Source organism: Streptomyces sp. NBC_01017, from assembly GCF_045162795.1.
Taxonomy (GTDB): domain Bacteria; phylum Actinomycetota; class Actinomycetes; order Streptomycetales; family Streptomycetaceae; genus Streptomyces; species Streptomyces machairae.
Map to the genome: position 1 here is coordinate 5,663,452 of NZ_CP108683.1, position 18,947 is coordinate 5,682,398.

At 70.6% G+C, this 18,947-nt stretch carries 17 protein-coding genes and 1 tRNA gene; 7 read left to right on the forward strand and 11 right to left on the reverse strand.

The annotated features are described in order from the left end of the window. Window positions 1-4: 4 nt before the first annotated feature. The 5 genes from OG331_RS25955 to OG331_RS25975 all read right to left on the reverse strand — a co-directional run bounded on the left by OG331_RS25955 (window position 5) and on the right by OG331_RS25975 (window position 4,996). A complete protein-coding gene (locus OG331_RS25955; RefSeq protein ID WP_406200350.1) occupies window positions 5-1,963 on the reverse strand; it encodes a copper resistance CopC/CopD family protein in 1,959 nt (652 codons plus the stop codon). Between the two features lie 13 nt (window positions 1,964-1,976). Continuing rightward, a complete protein-coding gene (locus OG331_RS25960) occupies window positions 1,977-2,435 on the reverse strand; it encodes a copper chaperone PCu(A)C (protein WP_406200352.1) in 459 nt (152 codons plus the stop codon). After that, window positions 2,432-3,097, reverse strand: coding sequence for an SCO family protein (locus OG331_RS25965; protein ID WP_406200354.1), 666 nt, complete (start codon window positions 3,095-3,097; stop codon window positions 2,432-2,434). Before OG331_RS25965 ends, OG331_RS25960 begins: the two co-directional genes overlap by 4 nt. Before the next feature lie 78 nt (window positions 3,098-3,175). Beyond that, window positions 3,176-3,925, reverse strand: coding sequence for a YcnI family protein (locus OG331_RS25970; RefSeq protein ID WP_406200357.1), 750 nt, complete (start codon window positions 3,923-3,925; stop codon window positions 3,176-3,178). 231 nt (window positions 3,926-4,156) lie between these two features. Then, window positions 4,157-4,996, reverse strand: a complete 840-nt coding sequence (locus tag OG331_RS25975; RefSeq protein WP_406200359.1) for a hypothetical protein — start codon at window positions 4,994-4,996, stop codon at window positions 4,157-4,159. A 276-nt stretch (window positions 4,997-5,272) separates the two neighbouring features. Here OG331_RS25975 and OG331_RS25980 point away from each other — a divergent pair, with 276 nt between their 5' ends. The 3 genes from OG331_RS25980 (at window position 5,273) to OG331_RS25990 (ending at window position 7,643) form a co-directional block, all read left to right on the forward strand. Next, window positions 5,273-5,722, forward strand: a complete 450-nt coding sequence (locus OG331_RS25980) for an ATP-binding protein (RefSeq protein WP_406200362.1) — start codon at window positions 5,273-5,275, stop codon at window positions 5,720-5,722. A 123-nt stretch (window positions 5,723-5,845) separates the two neighbouring features. Then, window positions 5,846-6,799, forward strand: a complete 954-nt coding sequence (locus OG331_RS25985) for an intradiol ring-cleavage dioxygenase (protein WP_406200365.1) — start codon at window positions 5,846-5,848, stop codon at window positions 6,797-6,799. A gap of 10 nt (window positions 6,800-6,809) precedes the next feature. Beyond that, on the forward strand, window positions 6,810-7,643 hold the full coding sequence (locus OG331_RS25990; RefSeq protein ID WP_406200369.1) for a triphosphoribosyl-dephospho-CoA synthase: 834 nt from the start codon (window positions 6,810-6,812) through the stop codon (window positions 7,641-7,643). A 238-nt stretch (window positions 7,644-7,881) separates the two neighbouring features. On the opposite strand, the gene OG331_RS25995 is transcribed toward OG331_RS25990, so the two are convergent. Together OG331_RS25995 and OG331_RS26000 are read right to left on the reverse strand one after the other, a co-directional pair. Then, window positions 7,882-9,366 carry an aminopeptidase P family protein gene (locus OG331_RS25995; protein ID WP_406200372.1) on the reverse strand — a complete coding sequence of 495 codons (1,485 nt, stop codon included), beginning with the start codon at window positions 9,364-9,366 and terminating at the stop codon, window positions 7,882-7,884. A gap of 146 nt (window positions 9,367-9,512) precedes the next feature. Next, window positions 9,513-11,024 carry a PP2C family protein-serine/threonine phosphatase gene (locus OG331_RS26000; protein WP_406200374.1) on the reverse strand — a complete coding sequence of 504 codons (1,512 nt, stop codon included), beginning with the start codon at window positions 11,022-11,024 and terminating at the stop codon, window positions 9,513-9,515. Window positions 11,025-11,527: 503 nt separating this feature from the next. On the opposite strand from OG331_RS26000, the gene OG331_RS26005 reads away from it, so the two are divergent. Together OG331_RS26005 and OG331_RS26010 are read left to right on the forward strand one after the other, a co-directional pair. Beyond that, window positions 11,528-12,187 carry a bifunctional DNA primase/polymerase gene (locus OG331_RS26005; RefSeq protein WP_391397858.1) on the forward strand — a complete coding sequence of 220 codons (660 nt, stop codon included), beginning with the start codon at window positions 11,528-11,530 and terminating at the stop codon, window positions 12,185-12,187. A 56-nt stretch (window positions 12,188-12,243) separates the two neighbouring features. After that, window positions 12,244-12,912: a hypothetical protein gene (locus OG331_RS26010; RefSeq protein WP_406200376.1), complete on the forward strand. Its 669-nt coding sequence runs from the start codon at window positions 12,244-12,246 to the stop codon at window positions 12,910-12,912. Window positions 12,913-13,154: 242 nt separating this feature from the next. On the opposite strand, the gene OG331_RS26015 is transcribed toward OG331_RS26010, so the two are convergent. From OG331_RS26015 to OG331_RS26025, 3 genes are all read right to left on the reverse strand, one after another. Beyond that, window positions 13,155-14,120: a DUF5926 family protein gene (locus tag OG331_RS26015; protein ID WP_406200378.1), complete on the reverse strand. Its 966-nt coding sequence runs from the start codon at window positions 14,118-14,120 to the stop codon at window positions 13,155-13,157. Between the two features lie 180 nt (window positions 14,121-14,300). Next, window positions 14,301-14,939 carry an ATP-binding protein gene (locus tag OG331_RS26020; protein ID WP_406200381.1) on the reverse strand — a complete coding sequence of 213 codons (639 nt, stop codon included), beginning with the start codon at window positions 14,937-14,939 and terminating at the stop codon, window positions 14,301-14,303. Between the two features lie 159 nt (window positions 14,940-15,098). Then, on the reverse strand, window positions 15,099-15,926 hold the full coding sequence (locus tag OG331_RS26025; RefSeq protein WP_406200384.1) for a glycerophosphodiester phosphodiesterase: 828 nt from the start codon (window positions 15,924-15,926) through the stop codon (window positions 15,099-15,101). A gap of 275 nt (window positions 15,927-16,201) precedes the next feature. On the opposite strand from OG331_RS26025, the gene OG331_RS26030 reads away from it, so the two are divergent. Then, entirely contained in the window at window positions 16,202-17,776 is a 1,575-nt protein-coding gene (locus OG331_RS26030) for a trypsin-like peptidase domain-containing protein (RefSeq protein ID WP_406200386.1), read from the forward strand. Between the two features lie 148 nt (window positions 17,777-17,924). Continuing rightward, window positions 17,925-18,011, forward strand: a tRNA-Ser gene (locus OG331_RS26035). A gap of 484 nt (window positions 18,012-18,495) precedes the next feature. Here OG331_RS26035 and OG331_RS26040 read toward each other — a convergent pair. Beyond that, the gene (locus OG331_RS26040) at window positions 18,496-18,915 is read right to left on the reverse strand and encodes an amphi-Trp domain-containing protein (RefSeq protein ID WP_406200389.1); all 420 of its coding nucleotides are present in this window, start codon (window positions 18,913-18,915) and stop codon (window positions 18,496-18,498) included. Window positions 18,916-18,947: the final 32 nt, after the last annotated feature.

Genomic DNA, 18,947 nt, shown 5'->3' on the forward strand with positions numbered 1-18,947 from the left:
AGGTTCAGCCGATCTGCGCGTTCTTGGAGACAGTGGTCTGGTCGATGTCGGAGGTCCGCACGGTCGCGGTGATCTTCCACTCGCCCGCCACAGGGATCTGCACTCCGCTCGCCGACCAGTGTCCGGTGGCGATGTGGTCGGGAACGACGGGCAGCGGCCCGATGTCCTCGGACTCGAGGGTGAAGGCGACCTTCACCTCGGGGATGTCGAAGGCGCGGCCGTTGGGGCGCTGCACGTAGACGTGCATCTCGTTGCCGCCCACGCGCGCGGGATCGAGGTCGATGCGTACGACGCCCTTGCCGTCCTCGCCCCCGGTGTCGAAGGACATGTCCAGCGTCAGCGCACCGGCCGACGACGCCTCGGCGGACGAGGACGATGTGGCCGCCCGCGCGTCCTCCTCGGTACGCCCCGGTTCGGTCGATGTCAGCATCGTGGTGACGGCGAGCAGGACGACGGCGACGCCCGCCTCCGCGAGCACCGAGCGGCGCAGCCCGAACCGGTTCGGATCGGCGTCCCGCTCCTGCTTCTGCCGTGCCGTGTCGATCGCGGCCTGCTGCCGGGCGAGCTGGGCGGCCCGCTCGGAGCCGCCGTCCTTCTTGCCGGAGGCCTCGGTCGAGGCGCCCTTCTTGGCGGAAGCGGCGGCAGAGGTGGAGGCGGACGCGCCGGCCTGGGCCGTGGCGTGCTCCTTCTCGCCGTCGGAGTCCTCCGTCGCCTTCCGCGGCTTGGCCACGACCGTCTCCGCCAGCCGGGCGGTCCATCGCCGCGAGATCCAGGCGATCCCCACCAGCAGCACCACGAGCCCGATCTTGACCAGCAGCAACTGCCCGTACCGCGTGCCGGTGAACGCCGACCACGACCCGAGCTGCCGCCACGACTGGTAGATCCCGGTCGCGACCAGTGCCAGCACGCTGCCGAAGGCGACGCGCGAGAACCGTCGTACGGCGGACCCCGGGAGCGGCGTGTCCGCGGGCGCCCGGTAGAGCGCGAGGAGGAGGGCGACCAGCCCGCCCAGCCAGCTCGCGACGGCCAGCAGGTGGAGGATGTCGACGGGCATCGCGATCCCGGCCTGGAGCCCGGTCGAGGCGTGCTCGGACATCGCCCAGCTCGCCGCGAGCCCGGCCGTCACGACGGTCCCGCCGATGGCCAGCCCGAAGGTCAGGTCCCGCTTCTCCTCGTCGTCCCGCTTGTCGAACGCCCCGAACAGCACGGCGATGAACAGTGCCGCCGCGGCGAGCAGCAACATCCGGGACACCAGTGCCGCACCGGTCTTGGTCTGCAGCACCTGCCCGAGCAGGTCCAGGTCGAAGATGTCGCCGACCTTCCCGGTGCTGGTGTACGAGCCGCGCAGGAGCAGCAGTCCGAGTGTGGCGGCGGTCAGGGCCAGCCATCCGGTGACGACGAGCCGCTGCAGCGCCCGCACGCCCGACCCGCGCTGCCAGCAGGCGAGCACAAAGGCGGCGCCGCCGACCAGGACGATGAATCCGGCGTACGACACGTACCGACCGAACCCGTAGAGCCAGCCGACGACACCGCCCCCCGCCTCCTGGCCGGAGACCGAGACGGTCGTCTGGGAGGGCGCGCCGATGGAGAAGGTGTAGGCGCCGGCGACGGGATGGCTGTCCTCGGACACCACCTGGTAGGTGACGGTGTACGTGCCGTCGGGCAGGCCGCTGTGGAGTTTCACGGCGTACGTCGTGCCGCTGACGCCGGCCGGGTCGCCGCGGTCGATGCGCTTGCCCTTGGGATCGAGCACGCGCAGGGAGTCGTTCGAGAGGGCGACCCCCTCGGAGAACGTCAGCGAGACCTGCGTCGGGGCCTTGTCCACCACCGCCCCCTGCTGGGGGTCGCTGCCGGTCAGCGCGGCGTGCGCGGAGACCGGACCGGCACCGGCGAGGAGCAGACCGGTGGCGGCCAGGAGCAGCAGCACCAGTGTCCGGACGCGGGGGGCGATGGTCTGGGTCAAGGCGATCTCTCCCTCAGTGTCCGGTCTTCGGGCTGTACGTGGCGGACTTCACCGGCATCTCGACGGTGACCGTGCCGGACTCGGCGAAGTGGAGCTTCACGGTCACCTTCTCGCCCTGCTTCGGCTTCCGCTTCAGCTTTTCGAACATCAGATGGCTGCCACCGCTTTTGAAGACGAGTTGACCGTGCGCGGGGACGGCGACGTCCTTGGCCTCCTGCATCGACGATCCGACCGTCTCGTGGGCGGTCACGTCGCCGACGTCACTGGTGACGGAGGTCAACTCGTCCTTCGCGCCGCCCTTGTTGGTGACGGTGAGGAAACCGGCCGCCATGGAGTCCGAGACGGGCTGCGGCATGTAGGCGCCGCCGACGGACAGTTCGGCCTTGGAGTCGTCCTGGGAATCGCCGGAGCCGCAGCCCGCCAGGACGAGGGCTCCGGTCAGCACCGCGGTCACCGGGACGAACCGCCTCACGGCTTCGCTCCCTTGATCAGCTCGGGGAGGTCCTTGGTGTAGTCGTCGACGGTGGCGTCCTCGGTGTAGAGGACGTACCCGGCGTCGGTCTTCGGCGAGAACGCGACGACCTGCGTGCCGTGGGTGGAGACGACCTTGCCGTTCTTGTCCTTGTGCGGCGGCTCGATGGAAATGCCGAGGGTGCGGGCGCCGGCCTGGATGGTGTCGAATTCGCCGGTCAGGCCCACGACCTGCGGGTCGATGCCCTTGAGCCACTTGCCGAGCGCGGACGCCGTGTCGCGCTCCGGGTCGGTCGTGACGAACACCACGCGCAGCTCGTCCTGTTCGGCCTTCGGCAGCTGCTTCTTGGCGACGGCGACGTTGTTCATCGTCAGCGGGCAGACGTCGGGGCAGTTGGTGTAGCCGAAGTAGATCAGCGTCGGCTTGCCCTTGGTCTCCTTGCGGAGGTCGTACTTCTTGCCGTTCGTGTCGGTGAGGACCAGGTCCGGCTTCTCGAACGGCTTGTCGAGGACGATGGCGGCCTTGTCCGAGCCGGCCTCCTCGGAGACCACGGTGACGGGCTCGGCGCTGTCATCACCGTTGCCGCAGGCGGAGAGGGTGAGGGTGGCGGCGGCGAGCAGGGCGGCCGCGGCAAAGGTCTTCTTACGGGTCTTCGTACGCATAGAAAAATGTCCCAATTGTGTGAGCTCCGGCGCGCACCGGGGGCGTGCCCCGGCGCGCGCCGTGAACCGAAGGTGCCGTCAGGCGTCGGTGCGCCGACGGCCGGCGATCACGCCGTACGCCACGCCCAGCGCGCCGACGACGATGCCGACCACGCCAAGGACGCGGGCCGTGGTGTCGCTGCTGTCGGCGGGCTCGGCGGCGTCCGTCTTCGCGGAGGCGGCCTCGGCGTCGTCGGAGTCGGAAGCCTCGGCGGAGGCCTTGTCGGAGGACGACGAGCCGTGGTGGCCCTCCTCGGCGGCGGACAGTTCGAGTACCGGCGCCGGGTTCTCGGGCTCCTCCTGGCCCTCCTGCGGCACCTCGATCCAGCGCACGACCTCCTTGTTGGAGTACGTCTGGATGGCCTTGAAGACGAGCTCGTCGGCGTCCTCGGGCAGGGTGCCGACGGAGACGGGGAACTTCTGGAAGAAGCCGGGCTCGACGCCCTTGCCGTCGGCGGTCCAGGTGACCTTGCTGACCGCCTCCGTGATCTTCTTGCCGTGCATCTCCAGCGGCTTGTCCAGCGTCGACTTGGTGACCTTGGCCTTCCAGCCGGGAATGGCTTCCGGCATCACGGAGGCCAGCGGGTGGTCGGTCGGGAAGGTGACCTCGAGCTTGGTGGTCGATGCGTCGTCACGCTCGTTCGGCACCTTGAAGTCGACGACCGCGTAACCGCCCTTGGCGGCGGTGCCCTCCGGCTGCACGCTGACGTGCGCGAAGGCGGGGACGGACAGGGCGAGCACGCCCGTGCCGGCGAGGGCGCCGACGGCGGCGATACGAGAGACCTTCATGCTGAGCGCTCCACTGTGAGTGAGATCGGGATTCCGGTGGTGAAGAGGAGTACGCCTGCGCGGGGGTGCCCGATCAGACGGAAAAGAGGTGTCCCTCCGGGAACTGAGGTGTCCCTCCGGGAACTCCGGAGGCGGAAGCCCCTCTTCCTCGATCGGTGCACGCGGGCACGCGCGCGTGCCGCACGACGGCGGCCCTCGTCCCCACCTCGGTGGAGTGGCGGTCGCGTCGTGTCAGGCGGCGAGAATCAGCGCGGTGACCGGCGGGCCGCGCCTGATCACCGTGTGCTGGAGGGCGACGGTGCGGGGTGCGGACCGCCCGAGCGTCTCGGCGCGCGGCAGCCGCGGCCCCGCGTCGGGCGCGCCCGGGAGCCCGGCACGCAGGGCGCGCACCAGCGCGAGCGCCCCGCGCAAGGAACGTACGAGAGCCCCCTCGGCGACCACATGCGCCGACACTGCGGACATCTCGGCGATCCGCAGCAGGGCCAGGTCCCCGCGCCGCAGCAGCCACCCCGCGACGACCGCCGCGAGAACGTGGGCGAGCGCCATGGGCAGGGACGGCAGCAGCGATGCGGAGGAGTCGGTGGCGGCAGACATGGCGTCCGCCGACGGGTGTGACGCATGTGCCCCGGCGGCCGGGCTCAACCGCGCCTCGGTGAGGAGCCGTTGGGCCTGGGCGGGGCTGATGGCCGCAGCGGCGGTCCCGCAGACCAGCCGCGCGGCCTGCTCCACGAGTGCGGCGTCCGACAGTGAGGCGGACGTCGCGGAGGACCCGGTGGCCGCCCCGGCACCCGCCCCGTGCTGCCCCAGCCCGAACAGCGTGTGCAGGACGGTCTGGCCCGCCGCGAGCAGCGCGGCTATCCCGGGCAGCGAACGTTCACGCCCGGTGAACGGCACCGTGACCAGGAGGACTCCCAGGAACCCCGCGCCCAGCGTCCACAGCGGGATCGTGGCGCAGGAGCCCAGCACATGCCCCACCCCGGCCAGCACGACGCAGACCGCGGCGAACACCGCGGCCCGCAGTATCCGGAGATCACTCCCGGAGCGCACCGTGCGCGGGTGGGGGGCAGTCATGGCGGGGTCATCATCGCACTGGCCCTATGACCGCCATACGGCAGGTCCGCAAGATGACATACGAGCGGTAGGGGACGTACGGGGCATAGGGGCGGTACGGGGCATTGGGGTCGTACGACCGGAAGGTCACCCTCTGGTGTGGGCCGCCCCCACATACACCGATTCCTGCGTAGGCGCATCGACCATATGGGCGGCATCACGTCAATGATGTGCTTACCGATGGGCACTCGTGGCAATACGTAACGGTATGTCGAGCCGCAGCCAGGAGGCTGGAGCATGAGCATCTGGTGGTCACTCCATCTGCGGCGAGAAGCTGCGAGCGTGCCTCTCGCCCGACGGCTGCTGATCGGCACCATGGAGACCGCGGGCGTCGACCCCGACGTGTCGTACGACCTCTCCGTCGCCCTCAGCGAGGCCTGCGCCAACGCCGTCGAACACGGCGGCGACACCACGCCCGACGGCTCCCCACCGGCGTACCGCGTCACCGCGTACCTGGACGGCGAGAAGTGCCACATCGAGGTCGCCGACACAGGGCCCGGCTTCACCGCACCGCTGCGCGCACCCCGCCCGGCGACCACCGACGCCGAGCACGGCCGGGGGCTCTGCCTCATCGAGGAACTCGCCGACCACGTCCAGTTCGGCAACAGGCCGGGGCGGGGCGGGGCCGTGGTGAGCTTCGACAAGATCCTCAAGTGGAAGAAGGACCCGTCGCTCATGGCGGTGTAGCGCCGACGCCTCGACGCCGTAGGTCACGTCGAGCGTCGAGCGGCTTCAGCTTCCTCAGGACTCACAGCCCCCGCACAGTGCCACCCCACGCTGTTGACGGGCGGCGTCCCTAACTTCCTGGCCATGACGGGAATCCACAAGGACAAGTCGATCACCCGGCGCCGCGCGATCGTGGTGACCGGCGGCACGGTCGCCGCGGGCGGACTGGCCGTCGCGGGCTATCAGGCGGCCTTCGCCGACACGGCCGAGACGGCGACCGACGCCGCGGCGACGGCCACCACGACCGCCTCGGAGAGCGCAGGCACCTGCATGACGCTGATGTCGAGCGTCACCGAAGGGCCGTACTACCTCGACAACGCCCTGGTGCGGAAGGACATCACCGAGGGCAAGAGCGGCGTCCCGCTGACGCTGCGCCTCACCGTCGTCGACGCCACCGACGGCTGCACCCCCGTCAAGGGCGCCGCCGTGGAGATCTGGCACTGCGACGCCTGGGGCTACTACTCCGGCTACACCACGGCCAACCCCGGTGGTTCCGCGCCCGCCGAGAGCGAGGACGGCTCGACCGCGAACGACAACACCTATCTGCGCGGGTATCAGATCGCCGACGCCAACGGGGTCGTGAAGTTCGAGACGATCTTCCCGGGCTGGTACACCCCGCGCACCTGCCACATCCACCTCAAGGTGCACACCGGCGGCCAGAAGGAGGACGGCACCTACGAGGGCGGCACGGTCAACTACACCGGCCAGCTGTTCTTCGACGACGCGATCGCCGAGGAGATCTTCACGCTGGAGCCGTACGCGAAGCACTCCGGCAGCTACACCACCCTCGACAACGACATGGTCTACGACGGCGGCGGCGCCTCCAGCGGCCTGCTGACCCTGAAGGCCGTGCACAAGAAGGACCCGTCCAAGGGCTACAAGGGCACCCTCACCATCGGCGTCGACCCGGATGCCGAGAACACCGGCGCGGGCAGCGGTGGCGGCGGTGGCGGTACGCCCCCGAGCGGAGCGCCGAGCGGCGCCCCCGGCGACGCGCCCAGCGGCACCCCGTCGGCCTCGGCCTCGGCCTCCTCCTAGGGGTACTGCCATGAGCAGCCGCGAGGACGAGGCCCTGGCGCGGGCCGCCGTGACCGCGCTGACCGGGCAGCTGGCGCTGGCCCCCAAGCCGGGCCTGCCCGACCCGCGCGACCTGGGCGCCCGCGTCACCCGTCGGGACCACGGCATGCTGCGCTGGTCGGCGAAGGCACTCACGCCGGGCCTTGCGGCGATGGCGGCCGCCGCCCGGCGCACGGGTGAGCCGACGCCCGGGCTGCGCAGCGAACTCGGCGCGATCGGCAGGTGCGCCGAGCACTCGGTGCACCTCGCGGGCGGCGGCCACCGGGGCGCGCTGTGGACGCTCGGCCTGCTGGTCGCCGCGGCGGCTCTCGACCCCCGGGCCGGGGCACAGGACGTCGCCGCGACCGCCAAGCGCATCGCCGCCCACACCGACAAGCGCGCCCCGCGCAGGCCCTCCCGGGGTTCGTCGGTGTCCGCGCAGTACGGCGCCGCCGGGGCGCGGGGCGAGGCACGGGCCGGATTCCCGCACGTACGGCGGGCGTTGGACGCGCTCGCCGCCGCTCGCGCGGCCGGCGCCACGGAGCAGCAGGCCCGCCTGAACGCCCTCCTGACCGTGATGTGCACCCTTCAGGACACCGAACTCCTCTACACCGCGGGCCCGATGGGACTGCGGCACGTCCAGGCGGGCGCCCGCGGAGTCCTGGAGTCGGGCGGTACGGCCACCGCCGCCGGCGCCGAGGCCCTCACCGCCCTCGACGCCGACCTCCACGCGCGCGCGTGGAGTCCGCGGGGGAGCGCAGGGCTCCTCGCGGGGGCGCTGTTCCTGGACGCCCTGCCCGTCACGGCACGAGCACGGGCTGCCTGACGCGGTCCTCCTCGGCGCGGCGACCGGCGGCCCACCGTGCCGCCGGTCCCATCGCGTATGACGCGGCCGGCATCGCCCCGCCCAGCAGCAGCCAGCCCGGCGTCCCTCACTCCACCAGCAGGGGGCCGTGAGCAGGAGCGGCGGGCAGCCCCTGGAGGCGCGCGAGAACAGCCCTCACGACCCACAGACGGCAAGGATGGCCGGACACCCTGTTGGTACCCGGCCATCAATCCCCACGTCAGCTCTTCAGAGCCGCCATCCAGCTCTCGACCTCGTCCGACCGCCGAGGCAGCCCGGCCGACAGATTCCGGTTCGCGTCCTCGGTCACCAGGATGTCGTCCTCGATCCGTACACCGATACCCCGGTACTCCTCCGGCACCGTCAGGTCATCGGCCTGGAAGTACAGCCCCGGCTCGACGGTCAGCACCATGCCCGCCTCCAGCGTGCCGTCGACGTACGACTCCACGCGCGCGGCAGCGCAGTCGTGCACGTCCATGCCGAGCATGTGCCCGGTCCCGTGCAGCGTCCAGCGCCGCTGCAGCCCGAGCTCCAGCACCCGCTCGACCGGCCCCTCGACGAGCCCCCACTCGACGAGCCTCTCGGCGAGCACCCGCTGCGACGCGTCATGGAAGTCCCGGTACTTCGCACCCGGCTTCACGGCCGCGATACCGGCCTCCTGGGCGTCGTACACGGCGTCGTAGATCTTCTTCTGGATCTCGCTGTACCGCCCGTTGATCGGCAGCGTGCGCGTGACGTCGGCGGTGTAGTACGTGTGCGTCTCGACACCCGCGTCGAGCAGCAGCAGGTCGCCCGACCGCACGGGCCCGTCGTTGCGCACCCAGTGCAGCGTGCAGGCGTGCGGACCGGCCGCGCAGATGGAGCCGTAGCCGACGTCGTTGCCCTCCACGCGCGCGCGAAGGAAGAACGTGCCCTCGATGTAGCGCTCGGAGGTCGCCTCGGCCTTGTCGAGGACCTTCACCACGTCCTCGAAGCCGCGCACGGTCGAGTCGACGGCCTTCTGCAGCTCGCCGATCTCGAACCCGTCCTTGACGAGCCGCGCCTCGGACAGGAAGACCCGCAGCTCCTCGTCCCGCTCGGCGGTGACCTTGTCGGTGAGCGCGGCCTCGATGCCGGCGTCGAAGCCACGGACGACCCGCACCGGACCGGTGGCCTCACGCAGCGCGTCCGCCAGCTCGCGCACGTCGGACGCGGGAATGCCGTACAGCTTCTCCGCCTCGGTGAGCGAGTGCCGGCGGCCGACCCACAGCTCGCCCTGGCCGGACAGCCAGAACTCGCCGTTCTCGCGGTCGGAGCGCGGCAGCAGATAGATCGTCGCCTTGTGACCGTCGGCGGCGGGCTCCATGACGAGCACACCGTCCTCGGTCTGGTTGCCCGTGAGGTACGCGTACTCGACCGACGCCCGGAAGGCGTACTCGGTGTCGTTCGAGCGCGTCTTCAGGTTGCCCGCGGGGATCACCAGCCGCTCGCCCGGGAACCGCGCCGACAGCGCGGCGCGCCGCGCGGCGGTCTCGGCGGCCTGGGGGATCGGCTCCAGGCCGTGCAGCTCCGTGTCGGCCCAGCCGGACTTCATGTTCTCGGCAAGCTCGTCGGACACGCCCGGGTACAGGCCGTTCTTGCGCTGCTTGATCGGCTCTTCAGACTCGGTCTCCGGGCCCGCTGCGGTAGCAGCAATGGACTCGGCCGGGGTGAGCTCGTCGGCCACGGTCATCCTCCTCGATACGGCACTGGACCCCGTCCATCGTACGGTCGTACGGGACATGTCCCAGGGCCGATGGGCAGGATGCCCGCCGGTGCTATGACGCAGGCCACGTGCCTGTTATGGGTGAGTGGCCGAAGGGCCTCGGGCCGCTACTCGAAGCGCGCAGCCAGCAGGACGACGTCCTCCTCGCTGTCCGCCCGGTCCACCCCGTCCGGCAGCACGGTCCGCAGGACGTGGTCGACGACGGCGTCCGGGTCGTGCCGGATCGCCCTCGGTACCCCGGCCGCCGCGGCATGCAGCCGGGCGAAGGCGCGGTCCGTGGCGTCGCCGGTGCGGTGCAGCAGCCCGTCGGTGTACAGCAGAACCGTCTCTCCGGCTTCGGCGAGCAGCTCCACGCTCGGCGCCTCCCAGCAGGCCAGCATGCCCAGCGGCGCGGACACGGAGGTCTCCACGAACTCCGTGCGCCGATCGCCGATCAGCAGCGGCGGCGTGTGCCCGGCACCGGCGAGCGTGATCTTGCGCAGGGAGGGCTCGCAGTAGGCGAACAGGGCGGTGGCGGAGCGGGCCGGCTCGGTGAGTCTGAGCAGGAGTTCCAGATCGGACAGGACCGCGACCGGGTCCTCGCCCTCCATCACGGCATACGCGCGCAGGCTGGCCCGCAGCCGGCCCATCGCGGCGACCGCGCTGGGCCCGGACCCGGTCACCGAGCCGACCGCGAGGCCGAGCGCGGCGTCCGGCAGGGGCAGCGCGTCGTACCAGTCGCCGCCCCCGCGCGGGCCGGTGCGGTGCCGCGCGGCGAGCTGGACGCCGGCCATGCGGGGCAGACGCGAGGGGAGCAGTTCCTCGGCCATCGTCTTCATGGCCGCGCGCGTGCGCTCGACCTCTAGGAGCCGGGCCAGGTGCTCGGTGGCGTAGCGGACGTACAGGCCGACGAGGTGGCGCTGGCGCTCGACCGGTTCGGCGGGCTCGTCGTACAGCCATACGGCGGCACCGAGGCGGCCGGCGGCGTCGGTGGACAGGGGGAGGGCGTAGCTGGCGGCGTAGCCGAGGCGGGCGGCCACCTCGCGGTGGCGGGGGTCGAGCTTGTCCCCGGCGAACAGGTCGGGCTCGGCGATCTCGCCGTCGCCGCCGGGCAGTCCGTCGAGGATCCTGCCGTAGGAAAGGGAGCTGCGCGGCACGGTCTCGATGTGCCCGAGGTCGGCGCGCGCGAGGCCCAGCCCGATGGTCGTGTCCGGGCCGAGGCCGTCGGCGGGTTCCAGTACGACAAGACCGCGCCGGGCGCCGACGAGGGCGGATCCGGCGCGCAGCAGTTCCTGAAGGGCATCGTCGAGTGCGTCCGTGCGTGCCAGGCGTTCGGTGAGTTCGTGGAGTGTCGTGAGGTCCGAGACCCAGCCGGCGAGACGGTCCTGAAGCAGTGCGCCCGGCGGGTTGGGTGGGGGAACCGCTGGGGTTCCCGAGGCTCCGGGCGCGGGCGCGACAGTGTGTGCGGGCGAGGGAACCGTGGAATCGATTCCGGCCACTTTCGGAGGGTGAGGGGCGTTCATGGCGTCCGGCTTTCCGACCGGTGCGTATTGCTCAAAAGCATCGCAAACCCCCATGTCATTCTGCGCCGCTAGCAGTGTCTCCACATGTACACGCACTCGTAAGGGGATGTCCAGCATTGTCCTGCCGGGATTCCTGGTGTCCGTGGGTCACCCGAGTACTCCTCGTAGACCTCTTGCGTAAAGGCAAAGTTGGCTTAAAACTGCCTCAGGGAACGGGGTATTGCGGTCGACTGGTTTCGCTCCACGGAGCGTCACAGCGGTCGTGATGGGTACGTACTCGGTGAAGGCCAGGGGTGGTGGACAACCACCCGGAACCTGGTGACGGACCCGGGCGTCTTAGCCACTGACGATCGTGCCCCATCCTCCCGTGGCGGAGGCGAAGAGAAATACGCGCGACGGCAAAACGCCAGACTTCGCCACCCCACGCCACGCCCATGCTTTTGGTAGACGCAGTGTGGACGAGGCTGCCGCGGACGCAGCCAACGCTCGGCCCATAGGGGTTCCCCTTGCTCAGTGCAGGGGTGTGATGCGCCAACAGGTACGCACAGTGAAGTGATCGACACATGGTGTGATGAAGCCCACGGTGTTGCCAGCGGTGCAACGGAAAGGAACGAGCGCTCATGCGCGAGATCCTCGGAAAGCGACGCAGGCTCCTGCGCGGTGACGGGAAGTCTGAGCAGATCAGCGCGGCCCTGACCTTCGCGACGCAATGGCGCTGGCCCGTACTCCCGGGCGTGGCGACGCACCCGCAGGGGCACTCCCGCTGCGGCTGCCCCGACCCGGACTGCACGGTGCCCGGCGCGCACCCCTTCGACCCCGGCCTGCTCGCGGCCACCACCGACGAGCGCATGCTGCGCTGGTGGTGGACCAACCGGCCGGCGGCCCCGATCATCCTCGCCACCGGCGGCCAGGCTCCCTGTGCGGTCAGCCTGCCCGCTCTGCCGGCCGCTCACGCACTCACCGCACTCGACCGCATGGGTATGCGCCTCGGCCCGGTCGTCGCCTCGCCCGCCCGCTGGGCGATCCTGGTGAAGCCGTACTCCATGGAGCAGCTGGGCGAACTGCTGTACGCCAAGGACTTCGTCCCCGGTTCCCTCCGCTTCCACGGCGAGGGCGGCTACATCGCCCTGCCCCCGTCCGAGACGGGCCAGGGCCCCATCAGCTGGCAGCGCGCCCCGCTGCCCGGCTCGGCCTCCCCGTGGGTGCCCGATGTGGAGGCCGTGGTGGACGCGGTGGTCGAGGCCCTCACTCGTACGGGTGTGAGCGCGCCCGAGTTGTAGGGCTCTCCGGCGCGCGCGGAACGGTGCACACGCGCACGGTCGTAATGTTCCGCTATATGTCGCGTCATTCCAGGGGAAACCGGGCACCGTCATCGCATCGCCGCGGGCCGAAGCACAGAAGAATCCGTCTGATCGCCCTCGCGTCCGTCGCGGCGGCCGCGGTCGCCCTGCCGCTGGCCTGGGCGGCCGCCGGCCAGGTCGTCGAAGCGGGCCGGGCCGCCGTGGGTTCGCCCGCGCGCGATGCCGTACGGTCCTCCCCGCCCGCCCCGAAGGACGGCGCCGTACGTCCGTCCCCTCGCGGTGACGCCAAGGCGCCGTCGGCTGCCGGCACCGGCTCCCCGCTGCTGCTCGACCTGGGCCTTGCCACCGCCGTGCGCTGCGGTCCCGAACTCACCTCGCCCGAGGGCATCGAGGCGCAGACCTGTGTCCTCACGCAAGGCGAGGAGACCTGGGCACGCACCTACTTCCGTAATGCGACCGGCGGCGCGCTGGACTCCGTACTGAGCCTCATGGGGCCCGCTGGACGCACGCTGCAGATGCGCTGCGTCGTGGGCGCCGAGGACGAACCGGGGACCTGCGAGACACCCCGGGAGCGCACGCGTGGAGATGGGGGCGCCTACACGGCCGTCACGGAGTTCGCCGAGCGGGCCGGGGGCGGGGCGCTGTTGCTGCGTTCCGCGAGCAACTCCGCACCGGGCAATTCCGGGGCCGGTACGGGCCGTTGACATGTGACGTCATTCCGTAAAGGTCTGCGCACATGGAAAGACCCGGTTGCTGGCGACGGGGGATGCACCAGCAACCGGGCTACTCGAACGGTAACAAGAGATCGGCGGTTCGCAAATTCGATCCGGGCTTTCCAGTCACGGATTCCCTTGCTCCGCATGGGAGTTGTGATCGGATTCACCCCTCCCGAGGGGGCTGTGCAGCTGAACGGTCGTTCAGCTGCACCCGATCCGCGAGGCGCCCGTCAGCTGAGCGTGACCTGCCGGTTGGTCAGGCCGCCACGCGCGCGACGCTCGTCCGCGGTGAGCGGGGCATCCGTGGCCAGGGCCGCTGCGAGACGCTCGGCGAACTCGGCCGCCGGCTTCTCCACGTCCTCCGCGCCGACACCGCTCGGCAGGTCCCAGACCGGCACGGTGAGGCCGTGAGCGCGGAAGGAGCCCACGAGACGCGTGCCCTCGCCGAGGTTCGACTTCCCTGCCGCGTGCAGCCGCGCGAGAGCGTCCAGAAGCTGCTCCTCGGGGTGCGGCATGACCCAGCGCAGGTGGTTCTTGTCCGGCGTCTCGCACCAGTAGGCGGCGTCCACGCCGGTGAGCTTGACCGTGGGGATGGCCGCGGCGTTGGCCCGCTCCAGGGAGGCGGACACCTCCGGAGTGGCGTTCTCCGCGTCCGGGACCCAGAACTCGAACCCGGAGTGAACAACTGGCTCGAAGGCGCCCTCGGGGTCGAGCAGATCCTGCAGCCGCGGACCGTCGGCCGGGGCGCGGCGGCCCTGGACCGGGGTGCCGGGCTGCGCGCTGAGTGCCTGCTGGAGGGTGTCGGCGAGGTCGCGGCTGATGTCGCCCGACGCCGTGTCGTTCTGCAGGCCGAGCAGGACCGAGCCGTCGTCGCGGCGCAGGGCCGGCCAGGCCATCGGCAGCACCGTGGCCAGCGTGACGGACGGGACACCTTCGGGGAGGCCGCCCTTCAGGGGCAGTTCGACGGTGGCGGCGGGCACCAGCTCGCGTAGAGCCACCCAGTCGCACTCGCCCGGCAGCCCGTCGAACGGGCGCTGCACCAGCTCGGTCACCGCCTGCGCGGCGGACCGGCCATGACAGGCCTTGTAGCGGCGGCCGCTGCCGCAGGGGCAGGGCTCGCGCGCGCCGACGACCGGGACCTCGCCGTCGATGATCTGCGGGCGCTTGGCCTTGGTCTGGGGTCGCTTCTTGGCCATCGTGGGTGTCTCCCGGTTACGGCTCGTCTCGTACGGGCGCGAGCCTAGCCGTTCACGCCATGGTCGACGGGAGGCTGTGGACAACCGACGGTCGTGCCGGGAGCGGAGGAACTTCGCGACGGAGGCGGAACGTCGGTCGAAACCCATGGTTCCAGTTCCGTTTCCCTCGGTTCGGTGCCTTCAGTCCAGATCGTCGAAGGCGTCCGCGAAGTCGAGGCCGGATATCGCGCCCACGGTCGGGGCTGCGACGCGCGTAGCGAAATCGTCGCGGCGGTGCCCGACTTCCGGATCATGAACGTCGTCGTGGACCACGACCCAGACCGTGACCTCACCGCGGGCGTCGTCCCGAACACCCCAGTCGTCGGCCAGGGCGGTGATGATGTTCAGCCCGCGGCCGCCGTGCGCGGTGACCGAGGGCGTGGCCGGAGCAGGGCGAGTGGGTCCGCCGCCGTCCGTCACCTCCAGCGTGAGCCTGCCGCCCGCCTCCACGCGCCATGTGGCACGGACGTCGCCGTCCCCGGACAGCGCGTCACCCAGCGGTCGGCCGTGTTTGCACGCGTTGCTCAAGAGTTCGGAAAGAATCAGAACGGCGTCGTCGATGACCGATTCCGCTACACCGCCCCTGCGCAATTGAGAGCGCATACGGTGCCGCGCTTTCCCCACGCCCGCAGGGCCGTGGGGAACGGCCATGCTCGACGACGTGGGCACCTCCTGTGCCACCACAAACGCCACCCCCGAGACCTCCTTTGCCCCACGCCACGGTGTGGATGCCCCATTGGCCTGTACCGGAAACCGGCCAACCAAGGTCCGGGGACGCATTCAGAACGATCGAATACGGAACGAACGCGCCGGAGCACTCCCTGTAATCGGGATGGCTGGAATTCGTCGGTGTGGCCGAAGTGGAGAATGGGGCTGGAGGAGTCCAGGGGTCAAGAGGTTGCGCAGGGATTGAAGGGGTTCAAGGGGTTTCCCTGTGTGTCAGCGGCCGAGCTGGTGCAGGACCGCGCGCGGGCGGTTGGTGATGATGGCGTCGACGCCCAGCTCGACACAGAGATCGACATCCTGTGGCTCGTTCACGGTCCAGACGTGCACCTGGTGACCGGCCCGCTTCAGGCGCTCCACGTAAGCGGGATGGCTGCGCACGATCCGGATCGAGGGGCCCGCGATGTGGACGCCGGCGGGCAGGCGTCCGTCCCGCAGCCGCGGTGAGACGAACTGCATCAGATAAACAGTGGGCAGCGTGGGCGAGGCGGCACGCACGCGATGCAGCGAGCGCGCGGAGAAGCTCATGACACGCACCGGGGACTCCGCGGCCGAGGCGGGCGCGTCGAGCCCGAACCGCTTCAGCAGAAGCAGCAGCCGTTCCTCGACCTGCCCCGCCCACCTGGTCGGATGCTTCGTCTCGATCGCCAGCTCCACCCGCCGCCCCGCGTCGGCGACGAGCTCCAGCAGTCGTTCCAGAGTGAGTACGGAGGTGTCCTCGGGGTCCTCCGGCCGGAACTCCCAGTCCGGCTCCTCGGCCCGGTTCTTCCACGAGTCGCGGTTCTTGCGGGAGCCGAAGTCCAGGGCGGCGAGCTCGGCGAGCTCCAGCGCGGAGACCGCGCCGCGGCCGTTGGACGTACGGTTGACGCGACGGTCGTGGACGCACACGAGGTGACCGTCGGCGGTGAGGCGTACATCGCACTCAAGGGCGTCCGCACCGTCCTCGATGGCCTTCTTGTACGCGGCCAGGGTGTGCTCGGGGGCGTCTTCGGAGGCTCCGCGATGGGCGACGACTTGGGTCTGCTGCTGCCGTGCTTGGGTCACCGCGTCATGGTGCCACCGAGCGGGGGTAGACGTGGGACCGGAGGAGTCGTGAAGACGCTCGGATTGTGCATGTTTAGTCGCACATGACCTATATAAAGAATGGCCGTGGACCCACAGCAACCGCTTATGGTGCTCTGACGGCCCGTGGGAAAAGCTGACGGCATACAAAAAGCCATGCACAGCTGAAGCGCACCGACAGCCGACAATTACTGCAGCGTGAACGGGCGTGACCGAGTGCGACCGATATCAACAGCCGTGGATCGAGGAGAGAAGCTGTGAGCACCGAGAACGAGGGCGCCGCGGTACCCCCGGCCCCGTCCGCACCCCCCGTGCCGGTGGATGCTCCCGCTGCTCCGGCGTCCCAGGAGCGCCCGGCTCCCGAGGGCGGTGACGCCCCGACCGCTTCGATCCCGCCGGTGCCGAGCGACGCCCCGGCAGGCTCGAACAGCACCCAGCCGTACGCAGCCCCGGCCGCCGACGGCTCTCAGCCGCCCGCCGCCGAGGCCGCCTCGAACGGAGCCCAGCAGCCTGCGCAGGCCCCCGTGCCGCAGAGCTCGGCCCCCGACGCGTCCTGGCCGCCCCCGCCGCCGCCCGGCACCCCGCCGTATGCCGACAGCGGCGCAGGTGCGGGGGGTGCCGGTACGGGCACCTTCGGTGCCGGTGGTTTCGGTGCGGGCGGCTCCGGTGCGGGCTCCGGCTGGGGAACGGCCTACCAGCAGCCGGAGCCGAAGTCCGGCCGCGGGCGCGGCGGACTGCTCGCCGGGGTTCTCATCGCCGCGCTGGTCGCGGGCGGCCTGGGCGGCGGCCTCGGCTACACCCTGGCCAAGAACAACGAGAACACCTCCTCGACGACCGTCTCCGCCCCCGACAGCGGCGGCTCCGTCAAGCGCGACCCGGGCACCGTCGCCGGCGTGACGGCCAGGGCGCTGCCGAGCACCGTCACCATCCAGGCCGAGAGCAGCGGCGGCGAGGGCGGCACCGGCACCGGCTTCGTCTTCGACACCGAGGGCCACATCGTCACCAACAACCACGTGGTGGCCGACGCGGTCGACGGCGGCAAGCTCACGGCGACCTTCGCGAACGGCAAGAAGTACGACGCGGAGGTCGTTGGCAACGCGCAGGGCTACGACGTCGCGGTCATCAAGCTCAAGAGCGCCCCGTCGGACCTCAAGCCGCTGACGCTGGGCGACTCCGACAAGGTGGCCGTCGGCGACTCGACCATCGCGATCGGCGCCCCCTTCGGGCTCTCCAACACGGTCACCACCGGCATCATCAGCGCCAAGAACCGCCCGGTCGCCTCCAGCGACGGCACCGGCAGCAACGCCTCGTACATGAGCGCCCTGCAGACGGACGCCTCGATCAACCCCGGCAACTCCGGCGGCCCGCTGCTGGACGCCCAGGGCAACGTCATCGGCATCAACTCCGCGATCCAGTCCGCCGCCAACGGCCTCGGCGGCACCAGCCAGTCCGGCTCGATCGGCCTCGGCTTCGCCATCCCGATCAACCAGGCCAAGTACGTCGCCCAGCAGCTGATCAAGACCGGCAAGCCGGTCTACGCCAAGATCGGCGCCTCCGTCTCCCTGGAGGACACCACCGACGGCGCCAAGATCACCGAGCAGGGCGCCAGCGGCTCGGACGCGGTCGAGGCGGGCGGGCCCGCGGCCAAGGCCGGCCTCAAGCCCGGCGACGTCATCACCAAGCTCGACGACCGGGTGATCGACTCCGGCCCGACCTTGATCGGCGAGATCTGGACCCACGAGCCCGGCGACAAGGTCACGATCACCTACGAACGGGGCAGCCAGTCCCGCACGGTCGACCTGACCCTGGGCTCCCGCACGGGCGACAGCTGACACCGACGGCCACGCGCGCGTACGACCGGCTCCGCCCGACCAACCACTCCTGACGGCGGAGCCATTGGCCCCACACGGACCACGCACCCCGCACAGCCCGCGCGGCCGGTAGGCTGTAGCCGCTCCGCCCCAGGTGGGCCGGGGCCGAGGTGGGTTGCCCGAGCGGCCTAAGGGAACGGTCTTGAAAACCGTCGTGGCAGCGATGTCACCGTGGGTTCAAATCCCACACCCACCGCGCGATGAGCAGTGAGTACGGCCCCTGACCAGGTAGATCGGTCGGGGGCCGTTCTGGTGCGTGGTGCCTGCACGGGGGATGGCTCCGGGGCGGAGCATCTTGATCTCGACAACGGGCACTCGGAGAGTGCTGCCGTCCAAGGAGGTCGGATGCTCGTGACCGCCCCGATCGCCTATAAAGGGTTCGACTCAATGCCCTCTTGGTTCGTCGTCCTGGTCGTGGTGCTGGCCATGGTCGGGATCGTCCTGGCCTATCAGCGGAGGCGTTGATGGATGCGCGCGCTCTCAGGGGTTCTCACTGATGCCGTTGGCCGAGGATGCAGAACTCGTTGCCTTCGGGGTCTGCCGACCCTGGCAGGCGATCCGGCTCCGAGACACACCGTGACGTCGGGAACAGGCGTTTCTTCGGCTCGTCGCTGCCCTCCCCCGGCTGCTGCGTGCTGCATGCTGCGCTGCGAAGTGCGGTGCCGACGAGGTTCAGGGGTTCAGGACTTCTTCGAGGCGGTCCCCTTCGCGGCAGCGGTGGTTCGTTTAGCGGTGGTTCGTTTCGCCGTGGTTCGTTTCGCTGTCGCCCGTTTCGCCGTGGTCCTCTTCGTGGCGGTCCGCTCTTCCGGCGCCGGCGATGATGCCGTCCGGGCAGCAGCCGATGTGATCGGCCACTTGAGCTCGATCTCGAGTTCGATCTCCCCGTCCTCGACCTCGAACTCGATCTCGCTGTGGAAGTCGTCGGGGATCCGCAGGCTCAACTTCCAGGGGTCGATATCCAGTTCGGCGTCCCCGCCCTGCCGCAAGGCGGTCGCGAGCGCCGCGAGCTGATCAGCCGCCTCCAGGCGGGACAGGGAACGCTTCTGCTCAAACTTGAGGTCCGTCATGGCGTCTCCGATCCGATCCGGCGCATAAAACACCCGGTAATGCCCATTCTGGGGGTGCAGGCCGA

Coding starts and splice junctions, on each gene's coding strand:
- OG331_RS26020 (WP_406200381.1), bottom strand. CDS start 14,939: ATGCGTCCCCGGACCTTGGTTGGCCGGTTTCCGGTACAGGCCAATGGG.
- OG331_RS26005 (WP_391397858.1), top strand. CDS start 11,528: ATGCGCGAGATCCTCGGAAAGCGACGCAGGCTCCTGCGCGGTGACGGG.
- OG331_RS25990 (WP_406200369.1), top strand. CDS start 6,810: ATGAGCAGCCGCGAGGACGAGGCCCTGGCGCGGGCCGCCGTGACCGCG.
- OG331_RS26000 (WP_406200374.1), bottom strand. CDS start 11,024: ATGCTGGACATCCCCTTACGAGTGCGTGTACATGTGGAGACACTGCTA.
- OG331_RS25985 (WP_406200365.1), top strand. CDS start 5,846: ATGACGGGAATCCACAAGGACAAGTCGATCACCCGGCGCCGCGCGATC.
- OG331_RS26010 (WP_406200376.1), top strand. CDS start 12,244: ATGTCGCGTCATTCCAGGGGAAACCGGGCACCGTCATCGCATCGCCGC.
- OG331_RS25975 (WP_406200359.1), bottom strand. CDS start 4,996: ATGACTGCCCCCCACCCGCGCACGGTGCGCTCCGGGAGTGATCTCCGG.
- OG331_RS25970 (WP_406200357.1), bottom strand. CDS start 3,925: ATGAAGGTCTCTCGTATCGCCGCCGTCGGCGCCCTCGCCGGCACGGGC.
- OG331_RS25965 (WP_406200354.1), bottom strand. CDS start 3,097: ATGCGTACGAAGACCCGTAAGAAGACCTTTGCCGCGGCCGCCCTGCTC.
- OG331_RS25980 (WP_406200362.1), top strand. CDS start 5,273: ATGAGCATCTGGTGGTCACTCCATCTGCGGCGAGAAGCTGCGAGCGTG.
- OG331_RS26015 (WP_406200378.1), bottom strand. CDS start 14,120: ATGGCCAAGAAGCGACCCCAGACCAAGGCCAAGCGCCCGCAGATCATC.